17 protein-coding genes are annotated in these 15,297 nt (G+C 60.5%); 9 read left to right on the plus strand and 8 right to left on the minus strand.

Annotated elements, in window-relative coordinates; translation table 11 throughout:
* The first annotated feature begins 8 nt into the window (after positions 1 to 8).
* The 6 genes from NPS29_RS02625 to NPS29_RS02655 all read left to right on the plus strand — a co-directional run bounded on the left by NPS29_RS02625 (position 9) and on the right by NPS29_RS02655 (position 5,305).
* Positions 9 to 854 carry an NAD(P)-dependent oxidoreductase gene (locus NPS29_RS02625; protein WP_274130521.1) on the plus strand — a complete coding sequence of 282 codons (846 nt, stop codon included), beginning with the start codon at positions 9 to 11 and terminating at the stop codon, positions 852 to 854.
* Positions 855 to 950: 96 nt separating this feature from the next.
* Positions 951 to 2,285 (plus strand): MFS transporter, encoded by a 1,335-nt coding sequence (locus NPS29_RS02630; RefSeq protein ID WP_274130522.1) that lies wholly within the window; start codon positions 951 to 953, stop codon positions 2,283 to 2,285.
* 130 nt (positions 2,286 to 2,415) lie between these two features.
* The gene (locus NPS29_RS02635; protein WP_274130523.1) at positions 2,416 to 2,868 is read left to right on the plus strand and encodes a thiol-disulfide oxidoreductase DCC family protein; all 453 of its coding nucleotides are present in this window, start codon (positions 2,416 to 2,418) and stop codon (positions 2,866 to 2,868) included.
* Entirely contained in the window at positions 2,865 to 3,266 is a 402-nt protein-coding gene (locus NPS29_RS02640) for a DoxX-like family protein (protein WP_274130524.1), read from the plus strand. The genes NPS29_RS02635 and NPS29_RS02640 overlap by 4 nt, the downstream gene beginning before the upstream one ends.
* A 383-nt stretch (positions 3,267 to 3,649) precedes the next feature.
* Entirely contained in the window at positions 3,650 to 4,543 is an 894-nt protein-coding gene (locus NPS29_RS02650; protein WP_274130525.1) for a serine hydrolase domain-containing protein, read from the plus strand.
* Positions 4,544 to 4,768: 225 nt separating this feature from the next.
* Positions 4,769 to 5,305, plus strand: coding sequence for a hypothetical protein (locus NPS29_RS02655; protein ID WP_274130526.1), 537 nt, complete (start codon positions 4,769 to 4,771; stop codon positions 5,303 to 5,305).
* On the opposite strand, the gene NPS29_RS02660 is transcribed toward NPS29_RS02655, so the two are convergent.
* The 6 genes from NPS29_RS02660 to NPS29_RS02685 all read right to left on the minus strand — a co-directional run bounded on the left by NPS29_RS02660 (position 5,302) and on the right by NPS29_RS02685 (position 9,472).
* On the minus strand, positions 5,302 to 5,622 hold the full coding sequence (locus NPS29_RS02660; RefSeq protein WP_274130527.1) for an antibiotic biosynthesis monooxygenase family protein: 321 nt from the start codon (positions 5,620 to 5,622) through the stop codon (positions 5,302 to 5,304). The genes NPS29_RS02655 and NPS29_RS02660 overlap by 4 nt on opposite strands.
* A gap of 40 nt (positions 5,623 to 5,662) precedes the next feature.
* Complete coding sequence (locus tag NPS29_RS02665; RefSeq protein ID WP_274130528.1) at positions 5,663 to 6,637, minus strand: zinc-dependent alcohol dehydrogenase family protein; 975 nt, start codon at positions 6,635 to 6,637, stop codon at positions 5,663 to 5,665.
* A 63-nt stretch (positions 6,638 to 6,700) separates the two neighbouring features.
* On the minus strand, positions 6,701 to 7,003 hold the full coding sequence (locus tag NPS29_RS02670; RefSeq protein WP_274130529.1) for an ArsR/SmtB family transcription factor: 303 nt from the start codon (positions 7,001 to 7,003) through the stop codon (positions 6,701 to 6,703).
* A gap of 91 nt (positions 7,004 to 7,094) precedes the next feature.
* Positions 7,095 to 7,568: a hemerythrin domain-containing protein gene (locus tag NPS29_RS02675; RefSeq protein WP_274130530.1), complete on the minus strand. Its 474-nt coding sequence runs from the start codon at positions 7,566 to 7,568 to the stop codon at positions 7,095 to 7,097.
* Between the two features lie 266 nt (positions 7,569 to 7,834).
* A complete protein-coding gene (locus tag NPS29_RS02680) occupies positions 7,835 to 8,164 on the minus strand; it encodes a hypothetical protein (protein WP_274130532.1) in 330 nt (109 codons plus the stop codon).
* A gap of 123 nt (positions 8,165 to 8,287) precedes the next feature.
* Entirely contained in the window at positions 8,288 to 9,472 is a 1,185-nt protein-coding gene (locus NPS29_RS02685) for a DUF2252 domain-containing protein (RefSeq protein ID WP_274130533.1), read from the minus strand.
* Between the two features lie 149 nt (positions 9,473 to 9,621).
* On the opposite strand from NPS29_RS02685, the gene NPS29_RS02690 reads away from it, so the two are divergent.
* Positions 9,622 to 9,864, plus strand: a complete 243-nt coding sequence (locus NPS29_RS02690; RefSeq protein ID WP_274130535.1) for a hypothetical protein — start codon at positions 9,622 to 9,624, stop codon at positions 9,862 to 9,864.
* Positions 9,865 to 9,891: 27 nt separating this feature from the next.
* Entirely contained in the window at positions 9,892 to 10,200 is a 309-nt protein-coding gene (locus tag NPS29_RS02695) for a hypothetical protein (RefSeq protein ID WP_274130536.1), read from the plus strand.
* 46 nt (positions 10,201 to 10,246) lie between these two features.
* Here the strand turns inward: NPS29_RS02695 and NPS29_RS02700 are convergent, their stop codons facing one another.
* Together NPS29_RS02700 and NPS29_RS02705 are read right to left on the minus strand one after the other, a co-directional pair.
* Positions 10,247 to 11,797, minus strand: a complete 1,551-nt coding sequence (locus NPS29_RS02700; protein WP_274130537.1) for a sensor histidine kinase — start codon at positions 11,795 to 11,797, stop codon at positions 10,247 to 10,249.
* Positions 11,798 to 12,024: 227 nt separating this feature from the next.
* A complete protein-coding gene (locus tag NPS29_RS02705) occupies positions 12,025 to 12,429 on the minus strand; it encodes a response regulator (protein WP_274130538.1) in 405 nt (134 codons plus the stop codon).
* Positions 12,430 to 12,769: 340 nt separating this feature from the next.
* On the opposite strand from NPS29_RS02705, the gene NPS29_RS02710 reads away from it, so the two are divergent.
* Complete coding sequence (locus NPS29_RS02710) at positions 12,770 to 15,241, plus strand: PAS domain-containing protein (RefSeq protein ID WP_274130539.1); 2,472 nt, start codon at positions 12,770 to 12,772, stop codon at positions 15,239 to 15,241.
* Positions 15,242 to 15,297 lie beyond the last annotated feature (56 nt).

The following is a 15,297-nucleotide window of genomic DNA, read 5'->3' on the forward strand; positions in this document are numbered from 1 at the left end:
GCGTGAAGATGAACGTTGCATTTATCGGTCTTGGCGCCATCGGCCTGCCCATGGCGCGGCAGATCCAGCAGGCGGGCCACGGCGTGGTCGGCATCGAACTGAGTGAAGCCAACCGTGCCCTGGCGCAGGCCCAGGGCATCGAGTCCAGCGCTGACTGGCGCGCGGCCATCGATGCCGACGTGGTGGTGGTGATGGTCGCCACCCCGGCGCAACTGGACGCACTGGTCAGCCAGTGCACCGAGCTCAAACCCGGTCAGCATTGGGTGGTGATGAGCACCGTCGGCCCGGCTGCGGTGCGTGAACAGGCGGTGCGTCTGCTGGAAAAAGGCGTGCAAGTGGTCGACGCCCCGGTCACCGGTGGTGTGGCGCGGGCAAGTACCGGCAGCCTGCTGATTTTCGCCTCGGGCCCCAAGGCCGCCGTCGAGCGCGTCGAACCGGTGCTGCGCAGCATGGGCGAAGTGCGTGATGCAGGCGCCGACGTCGGCGACGGCCAGGCGATCAAAGTGGTGAACCAGCACCTGTGCTCTGTGCACCTGGTGGCGGCGGCCGAGGCGTTGAGCCTGGCGCGTTCGCTGGGCCTGGACCCGGCGCGGGTGCTGGATCTGGTGCAAAAAGGCGCCGGAGGTTCGTGGATGCTCTCCGATCGCGGGCCGCGCATGCTCGAAGGCACTGACACCCAGGTCACCAGCATGGTCGATATCTTCGTCAAGGACAGCGGCCTGGTGGCGTCTGCCGCGCAGGGCTGCAATGCAGCGGTGCCGTTGCTCGACATCGCTCACGCTCGCTTCAGTCAGGCGTCTGACGCAGGGCTGGGCAGGCGCGACGACAGCCGGGTCATCGAAACCTGGGAGTAAGCCCGATACAGTTGTAAAGGTCCGTTCCAACACTCAGGGCAGAATCCACACGCTGGACCTGCCCGCTACAACAACAATAAAAGTTCGGAGTTTGCCATGAGCACATCCTCGACGGCGTCAGCACAAACAGAAAGCAAGGCGGGGAAAGTTTCCTTCGCCTCCATGGTCGGCTCGGCCGTGGAAAGCTACGACTTCTTCATCTATGGCACCGCCGCCGCAGGCTGGTTTGGCCAGGTGTTCTTCCATACCACAGAGCCCATCGTCGGCATCCTCGCGGCGTTCGCGACCATGGCCGTGGGCTTCTTCATGCGCCCCTTGGGTGGCTACCTCGCCGGGCATTTCGGCGACCGCCTGGGGCGCAAGACCGTGTTGCTCTGGTCGCTGCTGGCCATGGGCGGCGCGACCGTCCTGATCGGGGCGCTGCCCACCTACGCGCAAGCCGGGGTCATCGCACCGATATTGCTGATTCTGTTGCGCATGATTCAGGGCATCGGTTTCGGTGCCGAGTGGGGTGGCGCGGTGCTGATGGCCTGCGAACACGCACCGGCCCATCGTCGCGGCTTCTTCGGTGCGGTGCCGCAGATCGGCATTCCCCTGGGTCTGCTGATGGCCAACGGCGCGTTCCTGCTGTCGGCAGCGCTGTTCGAAGGTGACTGGGTCTGGCGCGCGCCGTTCCTGGCCTCGGTGGTAATGGTGGCCGTGGGTATGTGGATTCGGATGAGCGTCAGTGAATCGCCGGAGTTCGAAAAAGCCAAGGCTGAAAACACCCTGGTCAAGCAGCCGGCGTTGCAGGTGATTCGTGAAGACTGGCGCAAGGTGCTGCAGATCGCCGGCCTGCGTCTGGCCGAAACCGGCGGCTACTACCTGGCGACCAGCTTCATGCTGTCCTACGTGGTGCTCTCGGGCATCGCCACCAAGCAGAACGTGCTCTGGGGCACCATGATCGGCTCGGCCATCGGCCTGGGCAGCCACCTGTTCTATGGCGCCCTGAGTGACCGCATCGGTCGCAAGCCGGTGTTCCTGATCGGCTCGCTGTTCACCATCGTGTTCGGCATCCCGATGTTCATGATGATCAATACCGGGATCGTGCCGCTGATCATCGTCGCAGTGGCCATGGCGCTGATCCTCAGCCACGACCCGATCTTCGCCGTGGAAGCCAGCTGGTTCACCGAACAGTTCCCGGCCAACGTGCGTTCCTCGGGGATTTCCCTGGGCTACAACTGCGCTTCGCTGGTCGCAGGCACCCTGCCCTTCATCGCCACAGCGTTGTACTCGCAGGTCGGCTGGATGGGCCCGGCCATCCTGTTCAGCCTGCTGGGCGTGGTCTCGACACTGTGCGCCGTGAAAATGCGCGAAACCGCGCCGGCGGTGGCCAAGGACGTGGCGGTGGTCGAGCGTGCGGTTCCCGTCGGGAAGCAGGCGTTGCAGTAGGCAGACCAGGGAACACAAGCGGGGGCCTGAGCCGGGTGGTTCAGGCCCTTTTTTTGTCTGGCCGTTACTGGAAACAGGACGACGCCCCGCCCTACAATGCTCCGCATCCTCGCCTTGCAGAGCACCCGCAATGCCCGCCTCTCTGATCCGCCCGACCCCTGCACCGCTTTTGGCCCCCGGTGAAACCGTGGTGCTGTTCGACGGTGTCTGCAAGCTGTGCAATGGCTGGGCGAAATTTCTGATCCGGCATGACCGGCATCATCGCGTCCGCCTGGCCAGCGTGCAGTCGGCCGAAGGGCAAGCGTTGCTGACGTGGGCAGGGTTGCCAGTGGATGCGTTCGACACCATGGCGGTGATTCGCGGCCGGCATTACTGGGTGCGCTCGGAGGCGTTCTTCGAAGTGGTGGCGCAATTGCCTGCCGCATGGCGGATACTTGGGCTGCTGCGTGTAGTCCCGCGAGCCCTTCGAGACTGGGCGTACGATCGCATTGCCCTGAACCGCTATCGGCTGTTCGGCAAACACGACGTCTGCCTGTTGCCGACAGCGGACCATCAGCGGCGCTTTCTCAAGGCTGGATCGTGAATGCCCTGCGCCAGGTTCACTGGCTGGCTCGCGGCAGTCTCGCCTTCATGTTTGCCTACCATGGCCTGGTGCCCAAGCTCATCGCCCTGAGCCCCGGCGAGCAATTACTGTTGCGGGCTCATGGCCTGGAAGGTGCCGCGTGGTTATCGCAAGCAGCTGGCGCGATGGAATTGGTGTGGGCGGCAGTGCTGCTGTTCTTGCCCAGGCTCTACTGGCCCTTACCGTTGACCGCACTCATCCTGCTGGGCCTGCTGGTGGATGTGGCGACCATGCAGCCATCGATGCTGATCGACGCGTTCAACCCGGTCACGCTGAATGCGGCAGGCATGGCGTTGTGTGCCATCGCCTGGATTACGCGGGAATCGGTAGGCGGTGACGTGACATCCGCGCGCCAGTGATACCCTTCACCGTCACTTCCCAAGGCCGTCATATGGATATATCGCCTCGTTTGATCATCCACGAATCCGCGCATTGGCGGGTCAACCATCGCATCAACAGTGCGTTGCCGGGCTATCTGATGCGCGGAAATTTGCGTCTGGCCCCGGTCCCGTAGCAGCACGGCTTGCTGGCGGGGGCGGTTTCAAGACCGCTCTCGCGGGCAAGCCCGGCTGCTACATCGTTACTCGGTGCTTCAGGAATTTGCAGTCGACCCCGATCCCGTAGCAGTCCGGCTTGCCGGCGTGGCTGCCTCAGGATCGCCAACCTAACCTGGAGAATGCAGCGCAGATGACAAGCACCATCGCTGAACGCGAAGAGTTAGCCAGATAACCCAAGGGAAACCATGTTCACATCGCTCATATTGAATGGCCAGATCACCACATCCAGTCACCCCGAACTGGCGGTCCCCTGGTGGAGTTTCACCAAGACAGTCCTGGCCGCCACCGCGCTGACGCTGGTGCGGGACGGGCTGATTGGACTGGACGATCTGCTGCCCGACCAGCCTTTCACACTGCGTCAGTTACTGAGGCATGAAGCGGGCCTGGCGGACTACGGCGAACTGGGCGACTATCACGCCGCTGTCGCCAACGGTGAGCCGGCCTGGTCGGCCAGTGAGATGATGGAGCGCCTGGACGGCAGCCGGCTTCGCTATAGCCCCGGCACCGGTTGGCGCTATTCCAATGTCGGCTACATGCTCGTCGGACGGCTGATTGAGCGGCTGACGGGGCTGACACTTGATGATGCCGTCGCTCAACGGGTGCTGATGCCGCTGGAGATATCGAATGTCCGCTTCGCAAAAACGCCCGCGGATTTGCAACCGGCGCATATGGGATTCACCACCAGCTACGACCCGGGCTGGGTGTTTCATGGCCTGCTGATCGGGCCTGTTTCGCAAGCTGCCCTGTGGCTGGACCGACTCTTCACCCATGACCTTCTCCTCATCGCCTTGCTCCGGCAGATGCAGACGCCCCGAACCTTGGGCGGCCCGATTCCTGGGCGGCCGTGGGTCGCACCGGGTTATGGCCTGGGCCTGATGCACGGGCCGATTGCCAGCGGAATGATATTGTCCGGCCACACAGGCGGCGGGCCTGGGAGCGTCATCGCCGTCAACCGTGCCAGCGAAGGCGGTGCGTCGGCCTGTTGCGCAGTATTCGAGGCAGGTGGCAGCGAGGGGACAGTGGAACACCGGGTTGCCGAACTGTTGAGTGAAACCCTCCACCAAGCTCCCCGCCCGTAGGAGCGCGCTTGCCCGCGAAAGCGTTTCATCAGCCCACGAACCGTTGGCAGACACACCGCAGTCGCGGGCAAGCGCGCTCCTACACAGGAAGCCACCCGTCTTTGAAGGCGAACTTCGTTGAATTAATCCGCGACATCCCTCTCTCACCTACATATCGAGCAACCTGTGCAGGCCCCATGACGCCCCTGCCGTCACGTTGGACTTTCGAATGAAGGCGTACGCTCCATGAGTCACATCATCACCCAAGGCTCCAACCTCGACGCACCGACCGACGACGACGCGATCATGTTCGGCTCGTTGAAGGATCGCCTGGACTTCTACCGCAAGGAAATCCAGTACGAAACCACCATGCTCTCCGGCCGCACCAACGCCTATCTGGGTGCCCAGTCGTTCCTGGTCATTGCCTATTCATCGTCGATGGCCAACGTCAATCCCGACTGGGGCAACCTCTTCTCACTGGTGGTTTCGGTACTGCTCTCGGTGCTGGGACTGATCACTTCGCTGCATGCCTGGTCAGGGATCAAGGCGGCGTACGAAATCATCGATCACTGGTACCTCAAGCAGAGTCACCTGTTGGCCAGCCAGCCACGCATGAGCGATGTCTACGACGATTCCCCGCTGTTCGCCAAACGTGAATCCAACGAGGGCGGCTACCGCGAAGCGCTGAAGTTCTCGATGCGCGCGCCCTGGATTTTCTCCACATTGTGGGTAGTGCTGGGCGGGTTTTCCGCGTTCATCCATCTCTTCAGCTTCAAGAGCTAGGCGCCAGGAATCGACCAGCCTGACAGGTCCTCGTTGCCATTGATGTGATAGACCACCGGCTCCTGGGAAAAGAAGCTCTCAAGACCCTGCATGAACAACCGATGGTCTTCGCTCTCTTCAAAACCCGGCGTGTGATCCTCGAGGGAGCGCCAGCGCACGATCAGGTTGAATTGCTCGGGAGTCTCGATCCCCTGCGCCAGCATGTGGCCGCCGTAACCTTCTGCCCGGGTCAGCAGGTGCGCGACCTCGGCAAAGGCATTCCTGAATGCGTCGATACGATCCTTGTGAACAGGGAGCAGCGCGATTTCGTAAATCATGGTGTGCCTCGTCAATGACGTGAACGGGGGGAGTGAAGGCTCAAGGGATCAGCGATGGCTCGACCGCAATCGCAATCTTGCCTCGCAGGCCGTTGTTGGAACTTTCCAGTCGGGCGTGGGCCAGCGCGATGTCGGCCAGCGAGTAGACGGCGCCCACATGTGGCCGCAACTGCCCCCGCTCAACCAGTGCGCTGAGTTCATCGAGCTTGCCGCGGTTCTGTCGGGTAAACACGAAGTGATAGCTCGCGTTCTTGCCCCAGGCCTGAACCAGATTCTGCGGCTGGGCGATGTCCACGATCGACACCACGCGCCCCAGTTGGGCAAGCGCGTCGGGGCTGCGCGACAGGGTGTTGCCGCCGATGGTGTCGAACACCACATCAACCCCACGGCCATCGGTTTTGGCCATGATCACGTCGACGTAATCCTCGTTCTCATAGTCGATGACCCCATCGGCGCCCAGGCCACGCACGAACTCGGCATTTGCCTCGCGCACGGTGGTAAATACCCTGGCGCCCATGGCTTTCGCCAACTGGATCGCCACATGCCCGACCCCGCCCGCGCCGCCGTGGATCAGAACGCTCTCCCCTACCCGCAACGCCGCCCGCACGATCAACGCTTCCCACACCGTGCCGCCCACCAGGCTCAGGCTGGCTGCTTCAAGATGACTGAGCGACGCAGGTTTTCTCGCGACGATGCTCTGGTCAGCCACGTGATACTCGGCGTAACTGCCTGCCCCTTCGAATATCTGCGGGGTGTACCAGACTTCATCGCCTGGAACGAAAGCCGTCACACCCGGCCCGACCGCTTCGACCACGCCCGAAACGTCGTGCCCGGTGATCGCCGGCAGCGGTACCAGGTCAGGGTAGTCGCCGCGTCGCACCTGGTAATCCAGCGGGTTGATGGAGGTGGCATGCACCCGGACCAGCACCTGCCCGGCTTGAGGGACAGGCTTGGGCACGTCGCACAGCTCGAACGAATCAGGCCCGCCAAATGACTTCAGTACCATCGCTTTCATGGTGAATCCTCGCATCTAGAATAAGGGATATCGAGATATCTCGATATATTGCGCTAAAAAAAACTACAGGTCTTTCCCTATGACTTCGGCAAGCGCGCCAATGGTGGCTTCGTTGCGCTTGTAGTAGGTCCACTGACCGATGCGCCGAACCTCGACCAGCCCTGCCCGCTGCAGCGTCGCCAGATAGCCCGACACCGTGGACTGCGACAACCCGATACCTTCCTGAATACTGCTCACGCACACGCCCACCGTGAGAACGTCGCCTTCATCCTGAGGCGGGAAGTTCTTTACGGGATCCTTCAGGCCTTTGAGAATCTGCAGGCGCGTCGGGTTCGAGAGGGCTTTGAATATTTCGACCAGTTCCATGAGCTCAGGATATCGAGATTTACCGATATGTCAATGCGTGCTAAACACACGCAAAAACGCCCGGCAATGAGCCGGGCGCGTTGACACCGGTTTATGCAGCCAGTCCAGATAACGACGCTTTCTTGTAATCGGCTTTCATGGTTTCCATCTGCGCACCCAGCTCATCCAGTTTGGCATTGCCGAGCAGCTTTTTGGCCTGGGGAAACATCTCGGTTTCCTCTTCTTCGATATGGTGCTCCAGCAACTCTTTGACCACCTTCACCCGACCAGAAAACTCTGGCGTTGCCGGGTCTGTATTCTTGAGATCCGGAAGCACGAGCGAGTCAACTGTACGGTGCTCTTCCTTGGCCTCGTAATACATGACGTCCTGCTCTTTGGAACCCGCCTCTTTGAACGCGGGGTAGAGAATCTCTTCCTCCAGCTTGGTGTGAATGGTGATTTCCATCTCTAACTTGGCGAGCAGATCAGTGCGTTTTTTCACACCCCGCTCCGTGGACTCGCTCAACTGAGTCAGGATGGACTTGACGCGTTCGTGGTCGGCTTTGAGAAGGTCGATGGCGTTCATTTTATTTCCTCTGGTAACACGGTAAGCGAACGGGTCTGGATGCCTGTCCTGCCGGTAACTCCAGATATGTTGCAGCGGACGTGCCAGCGAGAGGATATGAATTTCCTGCAGTAATTCAGCCGGTTACAGAAAGGCTTGGATAGCGATATCGGGCGTACTGCACGAATCTGCGCGAACGGATAGTGCAAAAGCGCCGCCATACGCCAGCCGACGTCTCAAAGTGGCATTATCATGGCCCAAGGCAAAAGCTGCCGGACTGTCCCCTCCTACAGCACCTCTCGCAGATACCCCTTGATCATGTCCAGCGGAGCAGTCATGGAGTCCAGCGTCCGGGCGGCGTGAAACCCTGCCGACAGCCGTTGCAGCTCACGCCCGAGTGGCTTTTCAGCGCCGCCCATTGCTTCAAGCGCCATGAGCAGGCACTCGTTGACCTTCTGCTGGATGGCTTCGACATCTCCCCTTTTCAGCAGCAGCTCGAAGACATCGCTCTGGTAGTCGCCCATGACCAAGTCATCACGCAGAATGGGGCTTTGATCTTCAGTTTCATACGCCAGCTTGTGGCAAAAAAGAGCGACTGTTTCCAGTGCCGACTGCATAAATCAGTCCTTACAAAAATCTTTTTTCGGGGTTGAGATGACGCATACGCGCAGGATGCGTCCCCGATTGTATCAGCGCGACCCACGTCTCCCTAGTCCGTGGGCGGGCCTTGGGGCGTCCACTCAGGCACCCAGGGCATAGCGTCGACAGTGTTCCAGATAACCCTGTTCGTGACTCCCCACCAACTGCACAACGTTCGACCACAGCCATGACGGCGCATCCAGCGTCTGGGAGCGGTTGAGTTGCAGATCCCTGATCCAGGCCGCACGGGTGCTCAAATCCATCTGCCTGGCGTGGGCATGGCCGACGACGCGGGACAGGTAGCCCGCCGCCTGGATCGCTTCCGTCTGGCTGATCTGATCCAGCTCGAGCTTCATGTCCTGGGGAAGCAGCTCGCGAACGAAGAAGCCGTTCTCCATCATGCGAGCGGCAACCATGCGATTACCCAGACCCGGAGACAAATGTCGCGCACCTTCCACCACCCGCCTGGCGTTATCCCGAGGCATGGAGATGCGTGGCGAACGGGGCGCAGCGGCGGCGACGGCCTGCTTCACGTCCAGCAGGCAGTATTCAAGATCTTCGCCCTCGCCGATCCCGATGAGCACTGCATACCGCAGCAAGCCCAGCGAGCTGCAGCCTTTGACCCAATAGGCACAGTCCAGCATCTCCACTTTGTCGTGGTGGGAGCGGCCTTTCAACGAGGTCACCAGCGCGTGAATGTCATGGGTGGCGCACAGCTCACGCAGCGCTGATCGCTCGGCTCTGGACAGGGGCCAGAAATGCTTGCCAAGGGGGAACGTGGGCTTGGTGTTTTCGATGCGTTCCTGGGCCAGATGCTTCCAGGTACGCCGAACAGCCGTGCGCATCCCGGCCTTCACTTGAGCGGGCCGTGGAGGCTCTTCCTCGACGCTTTCCTCGAACGCCATCTCGTAGCCGCGCATCATTTCTTCAAGTATGCGCGCGGTGGTGACGCCGGGAAGGTCCGAGCCCCTGGCAGCCGTGGCCAAAGACAGGCCGAGCCTCACCAGGTCGTGGGCCGGGTTTCCAATGACCGTCTGGTCCAGATCACGGATGTGAATGTCGATGCCGCCCTTCAGATCGCCCGTGGGGCCAAGATTTCCGGCATGGCAATCGCCGCAGATCCACACTGGCGGGCCGCTGGGGAGACGTCGCCCGGACTGCGTGTGCAGCCAGTCGTAGAACTGCACCGTACTGCCCCTGACATAGGCATGGGCAGATCGGGCCATCTTGAGATTTCGAAGTTCGTTGAGGGGTTTCAGGCGTGCGGCGGGGCGAGGTGTTTTCATGTGCGGCCTTAAGTCGGGATTACAGCTACGACTCCCGGCACGCGGGAATGTTGCGAAATGTTTCTCCAGTCCGAAAGGGATTTCTTGAACTTAAAGCTGACCAGCAAGTCAGGTTATTCAACATCCCCTTTCTTACCACGGACGTTGCCATGCACACCTACAGCCTGCAGTACCGATTCAACGATGAACCCCGCACCCATTCCATCGAACTGCATGAGCCGGAACTCTCTGTCCACGATGCTGCAATGCACCTGTTGGAACTGCATTTCGGCGATGGCGAAAACAGCCTGATGATGCCCAATGCAGACGCTACGCCAGCGGAGATCTTGCAACAGGCAGAGCGGGTCGGCCTGACAGACATCAAGGTCGTGGCCCAGGCAGGCGATGCCTAGTTCCCGTTCTGTTGCGAGGTTCGGATCATGAATCCTGTCACGCCCGATGGCCGTTACTTCGTCGTCAAAGGCCGGCTGTGGCGCTGCTCGAACCCTGGGCTTGATGAGCAGACGCGGCAACGTCTGGTGAACGAGTTGATGGACGCCAGGCGAGCGGTGAAGGCCGCCAAGGCTTCAGATGACCCGGACGAAATGAAGACCGCCCGCGCATCGGTCCAGACTGCCAAAGTGGCGCTGGGAGAGCGTGGGCCGGTCTGGTGGGATGACGCAGCGCCAGACCTGAACAGGCACATGGTGAAGAACACGCCGTACGCGCAGTGGTATCAAGGGTTGTAGACCCATGACTCGCCAGGCCAGGCTCAAGTCTCCGGCAGCCGTCCTGTCAGAGCTTGAACCTGACCCGGATCGTGCTCACCTCAACCAGCCTGTCCACGGAAACAGCCGCATTGCCGTAGCCCGAATAGCTTTTCACCAGCCTCATACCCAAGCCGGTACCACTGGGTTTGGGGTATGACTCCGGAAAGCCGTCGCCCTGATCCGAAACCACGATGAGCGCGTGATCTTTCGCATCCTCCACACGTACGGTGATAGTGCCTTTGCCGTACTTAAGGGAGTTGGTGATCAGCTCGGAGATGACCAGGCCCAACGGGGCCATCCGTTCAGGAGGCAACGGGAACGCATCAACGTGCAGCACGATCTCCCTTTCCCCAAACGCCTTGCCAATGTCACATAGCAAAGCTTGCAGATATTCCGCTGCGCTCACGCTTTGTACATCGGCACTCTGGTAAAGCCGTTCATGCACAGTCGCGATTGTCACCACCCGCCCAGCCGCTGTCTGAAGCTGGATTTTCACCGCCTCCTCCACGGCCAGGTTGGCCTGAAGCAACAACAGAGTATTAACCAGATGCAGGCTGTTCTTCACCCGATGATGAATCTCCTCCAGATGGAGGTCGCTTTTCGTCAGTTTGTTGTGCTGCTGCTCGATCAGGGAGGCCAGTTCTGCTTCATGGTTTCGCCGCTCGGTGATGTCTCGCGAGACGGCGATGATCTTTTCGATTTCGCCAGACTGCCCGAAAATCGGGGCGGCGGTGACGTCCCACCACTTGGGCTGTCCTTTTGCCGTCGGGCAGTACGACTCAAAACGCACGGACTCTCCCGCCGATACACGCTGAACCGCATCGCTGACGGTATGCTGAGACTCCTCCGGCCAGAGATCCACCCAAGGCTGGCCGTAGATCCGATCGAAGCTGTCGATCTCCATCTGGCACAAGCCTGTCTCGTTGAAGAATTCGATCTCACCTCGCGCCGACAGGATCTTCACGCAGTCGGGACTGGCGTTGAGAATGCTCTCGGAATAGAGATGGTGCCCCTGCGCCTCTTCATTGGCCGCCATCCGATCGACCGCCATCGAGATGACGTTGGCGATCCCCTCCATGAACACAAGATCGGTCTCGATGAAGTCGTCACCGTCGGGACTGTCCGCTTCCAAAACTCCGTAAGGACCTGAAGTACCGCGGATCGGGACGTTGATGGCCCGTTCGATCCCGTATTTCTTGAGCAAGGACGGCGTTCTGAACCTGTGTTCCAGGCCTAGATGGTTGGATATCACCGGGCGGTCAGTCGCAAAAGCGTAGCCCGCCGGGCTTGCTTCATCTGCACCCACGCGCGCAGATCCGATATCGGACTCATCCCAACCCACCCCGTGGGCCAACAGGAAATCCCCGTCCTCAGGAACCAGCTTCAGGATCTTGGCAAAGCGCGTGTTCATGCCACGAGCAACGGTGGAACAGGCACGGGTCAGCAAATCGTCAAGATCGGCGGCCTTGAGCGACTTGACTCCGAACTCGACAACCAATTCATGTTGCTTGCGCAGTCGGGTATGAGAGAGCTGTAACGCCGCGCGAACCGTCTCGTCAGCTGACATGTCTTGCATGGAAAGGTCCAGGGTACAAACGTTTGTGAGGGTGGCACCGGCGAAATCAATACGTTGTGCGATGAAACAGGCGCAGCATTGAGTTCTGAGGCGATAAGATCGACTTCAATCTACACAGGTGCCACTACAACGAATAGTGGTCGCGTCATGGTGTTTACGAACGTCTTCACGATGTGCCAAACCCGGGCGGGGTTCTTTGAACCCTAACCGGTAGCTCAGCCACAGGGTCAAGGAGTGCTGAAGCCCGACATCAGGCCACTGGCAGTATTCACCATGAGGTCAATGCTCCAGGGCTTCTGCAGGAACGCCACGCCAGGCGGCAGATCCTTACCTACCTCGCTTCCATAGCCAGTGGTGACGATTACGGGCATCTCGGGCCAGCGCTGACGGACCATGCAAGCAAGCTCCCGGCCATCCAGTTGTCCAGGGAGTGTGTAGTCGGTCACTAGCAACGCGCACACAGTCCTGGATTGCATCAGATGGATCAGCGCATCATCGGCCGTCAGGAATGCCTCACAATCGGCACCCAGATCCATGAACATATCGACGAGAATGCTTTGCATCAGCGCGTCGTCTTCCACGATCACCACCTTACCGGTGATTGGCTCGTAACCCGTTGCATCAGAAATCATCGTAATCCTGCTGTTATGATCTGCCCGTTATGCGCATTGCCATCAGACCTCGAGGTTCGTCGGAAATTGCTCGCACGGCGAACAATAGTTTCGCGAGAATTGTCGGCATAGAGGTTAATGACGTCAAACAGCCGGTCGTAAGTTCCATGGAACGACTTGAGCCCCAAATGCTCAAATGGCCTAGCGAGCTGTCACTTGGCCACCCTCGCCTCGACTTCCAAACCTTTACGTGACACGGGTCCGGATCTGCGGGCTTCGGCGTCAGTGTTGCAGATTGTTCCAGCCACAAGCGCTGATGCCCTGGTTCAGCGTAAATTGTCCCCATCCCGAGAGTTCTACCGTGTTCGAAGATTCTGGCGCGAAGCCTTCCATCGACTCAGGTCTGATCGGGGGCATCTACTCCCCTGCCGCTCTGGTAGAGCGGGAGAGAAAAGTTCTCGGCCAGATTGCTGCAGGCATTCCCCTCGCTGACGTCCTGAGTGAGCTGCTACTTGCCGTGGAAGCGCAGAGCACCAACATGATGGCCTCGGTTCTCTTTCTCAGCGAAGACGGGCAGTACATGCTGCACGGGGCCGCGCCGAGTCTGCCGGCGGTGTACAACGAAGCCATCCATGGCATTGCGATCGGTGAAGGGATCGGGTCTTGCGGTACCGCAGCGGCACGCGGCACTCCGGTGTATGTGAATGACATCGCCTGCGATCCGCTCTGGGAAGGTTACGCGGAGCTCGCCCTGTGCCACGGCCTGCGCTCCTGCTGGTCGATGCCGATCAAGGCGGCAGATGGCACCGTGCTTGGCACCTTTGCCGTCTACTACGTTGAACCCCGCGCGCCCACGGCAGGTGATATCGAAGCCATCTCGGTAATTGCTCAAACCGCCGCGCTCGCTATCGAAAGACACCGCTCAGACCAGAGGCTGCGCCGCAGCCAGGAAGCCCTGTGGGAACTCAACACCACCCTTGAGAGCAAGGTCAATGAACGCGCCACGGAGCGTAGCCGGACCTGGTTGCTGAGCCCTGATCTTCTGTCAGTGATCGGCGCTGACGCAAGGATTGAAGCAGCCAACCCCGCCTGGACAATCGTGTTGGGGTGGTCGCCGGAAGAGCTCCAGACGGACCTTTTCTCGCTCGTACACCCGGACGACCTGCCCGCGACGCGAGGCATTCTGTCTGCAGCGGCCAATGGACGCCCAGTCTCACGGTTTCAAAACCGCTACCGGCACCGCGACGGAGGTTACCGCTGGCTGGCATGGGTCGCCGTGCTGGAAGACGGCAAGATCTATTGCACTGCGCGGGACATCACCGCAGAGCGCGAACAGGCAGCCGCCCTGGCCACGCGCACCAGAGAGCGGGACCGCGCCTGGGGCCTCTCGCAGGAGCTTCTGGTGATCGCCTCCCCCGAAGGCAAGCTGGTGGCGGTCAACGCGCGCTGGAGCGAACAACTGGGATGGTCGGAGCAGGAACTGCTCGGCGCCAATTTCGCCGACTACACCCATCCCGAGGACCTGGTGGCAACCATTGCAGCCTTCCAGGGTATCTTCCACGCCCCGCTCACCGTGCCCTATGAATACCGGCTGCGGCACAAGGACGGATCTTACAAATGGTTCAGCTGGACAGGCACCTTTGAAGACGGGCTCGTCTATGCAGCCGGCCGCCACGTGACGACAGAGCGCGAGCAGGCAGAGGCGTTGCGCCAATCGCAGAAGATGGAGGCGGTAGGCCAATTGACGGGAGGCGTCGCCCACGACTTCAACAACCTGCTGACGGTTATCCGGTCTTCAACCGACCTTCTGATGCGGCCTGCCCTCACGGATGAACGACGGCTCAGGTACGTCACGGCCATCTCGGAAACGGTGGATCGCGCCGCAAGGCTCACCGGACAGTTGCTGGCCTTCGCCCGCAGACAAGCCCTGCAACCCGAAGTATTCAGTGTCTGCGACAACGTGCGGGCCATCAGCAGCATGATGGGGACGTTGACTGGCTCACGCATCGATACCCTGATCGAGCTGTCTGATTCGCCCTGCTTTGTCGATGCCGACCCCAACCAGTTCGATACCGCGCTGGTGAACATGGTCGCCAATGCACGGGATGCGATGCTGGGAGAAGGCAAACTTTCGATAGCCGTCCGGGCTGTGGAATCGATGCCCTCGGTCAGGCTTCACCCTGCGCTGGAAGGGCCGTTTGTGGCGGTGTCCATCAGCGACACGGGTTCGGGCATTCCGGTCACGCACCTGGAACAGATCTTCGAGCCTTTCTACACCACCAAAGGGGTGGGTGAAGGCACAGGCCTGGGCCTGAGCCAGGTGTTCGGCTTTGCCAAGCAGTCTGGCGGCGAAATCGCCGTGGCCAGCGATGTGGGCCATGGCACCACATTCACCCTGTACCTTCCTCGAGTCGCTGCGCAGCACCCCGCCCCGCAACCCCCGGAATCTCCCGTAGCCCTTGAAGAGGGCCATGGCACCTCTGTGCTGGTGGTGGAGGACAACCCTGATGTCGGCACCTTTGCCGTTCAGGCCCTCTCTGAGCTTGGGTATCGGCCAGTCCTCGCTGCCACCGCGCTTGCGGCGCTGGATGAGCTGAAAGCCGGAGCAGACCGGTTTGATGTGGTGTTCTCGGACGTCGTCATGCCGGGCATGAGCGGCATCGAACTGGCCCATGAACTTCGCAAACACTACCCCGGCCTGCCGGTGGTGCTGACATCCGGCTACAGCCACGTGCTTGCTCAGAACGGGTCAGCCGGCTTCGAGCTTCTGCACAAGCCGTATTCGATCGATCAGCTGTCTCGCGTGTTATTGAAGGCGGCCGCCAAAAGGTAGAGTGCCGGGTTCAGTTCTGATCGGGTTCCTGATCGGAAAGCAGAAAGACTGAACGT

The sequence above is a fragment of the Pseudomonas putida genome (assembly GCF_028682175.1).
Classification (GTDB): Bacteria; Pseudomonadota; Gammaproteobacteria; order Pseudomonadales; family Pseudomonadaceae; genus Aquipseudomonas; species Aquipseudomonas putida_AD.

What these genes read in the sequence shown, in the direction of transcription:
- NPS29_RS02705 (WP_274130538.1), bottom strand. Translation starts at nt 12,429, where the DNA reads ATGATTTCTGATGCAACGGGTTACGAGCCAATCACCGGTAAGGTGGTG.
- NPS29_RS02650 (WP_274130525.1), top strand. Translation starts at nt 3,650, where the DNA reads ATGTTCACATCGCTCATATTGAATGGCCAGATCACCACATCCAGTCAC.
- NPS29_RS02680 (WP_274130532.1), bottom strand. Translation starts at nt 8,164, where the DNA reads ATGCAGTCGGCACTGGAAACAGTCGCTCTTTTTTGCCACAAGCTGGCG.
- NPS29_RS02625 (WP_274130521.1), top strand. Translation starts at nt 9, where the DNA reads ATGAACGTTGCATTTATCGGTCTTGGCGCCATCGGCCTGCCCATGGCG.
- NPS29_RS02675 (WP_274130530.1), bottom strand. Translation starts at nt 7,568, where the DNA reads ATGAACGCCATCGACCTTCTCAAAGCCGACCACGAACGCGTCAAGTCC.
- NPS29_RS02700 (WP_274130537.1), bottom strand. Translation starts at nt 11,797, where the DNA reads ATGCAAGACATGTCAGCTGACGAGACGGTTCGCGCGGCGTTACAGCTC.
- NPS29_RS02685 (WP_274130533.1), bottom strand. Translation starts at nt 9,472, where the DNA reads ATGAAAACACCTCGCCCCGCCGCACGCCTGAAACCCCTCAACGAACTT.
- NPS29_RS02690 (WP_274130535.1), top strand. Translation starts at nt 9,622, where the DNA reads ATGCACACCTACAGCCTGCAGTACCGATTCAACGATGAACCCCGCACC.
- NPS29_RS02655 (WP_274130526.1), top strand. Translation starts at nt 4,769, where the DNA reads ATGAGTCACATCATCACCCAAGGCTCCAACCTCGACGCACCGACCGAC.
- NPS29_RS02695 (WP_274130536.1), top strand. Translation starts at nt 9,892, where the DNA reads ATGAATCCTGTCACGCCCGATGGCCGTTACTTCGTCGTCAAAGGCCGG.
- NPS29_RS02635 (WP_274130523.1), top strand. Translation starts at nt 2,416, where the DNA reads ATGCCCGCCTCTCTGATCCGCCCGACCCCTGCACCGCTTTTGGCCCCC.
- NPS29_RS02665 (WP_274130528.1), bottom strand. Translation starts at nt 6,637, where the DNA reads ATGAAAGCGATGGTACTGAAGTCATTTGGCGGGCCTGATTCGTTCGAG.
- NPS29_RS02630 (WP_274130522.1), top strand. Translation starts at nt 951, where the DNA reads ATGAGCACATCCTCGACGGCGTCAGCACAAACAGAAAGCAAGGCGGGG.
- NPS29_RS02670 (WP_274130529.1), bottom strand. Translation starts at nt 7,003, where the DNA reads ATGGAACTGGTCGAAATATTCAAAGCCCTCTCGAACCCGACGCGCCTG.
- NPS29_RS02660 (WP_274130527.1), bottom strand. Translation starts at nt 5,622, where the DNA reads ATGATTTACGAAATCGCGCTGCTCCCTGTTCACAAGGATCGTATCGAC.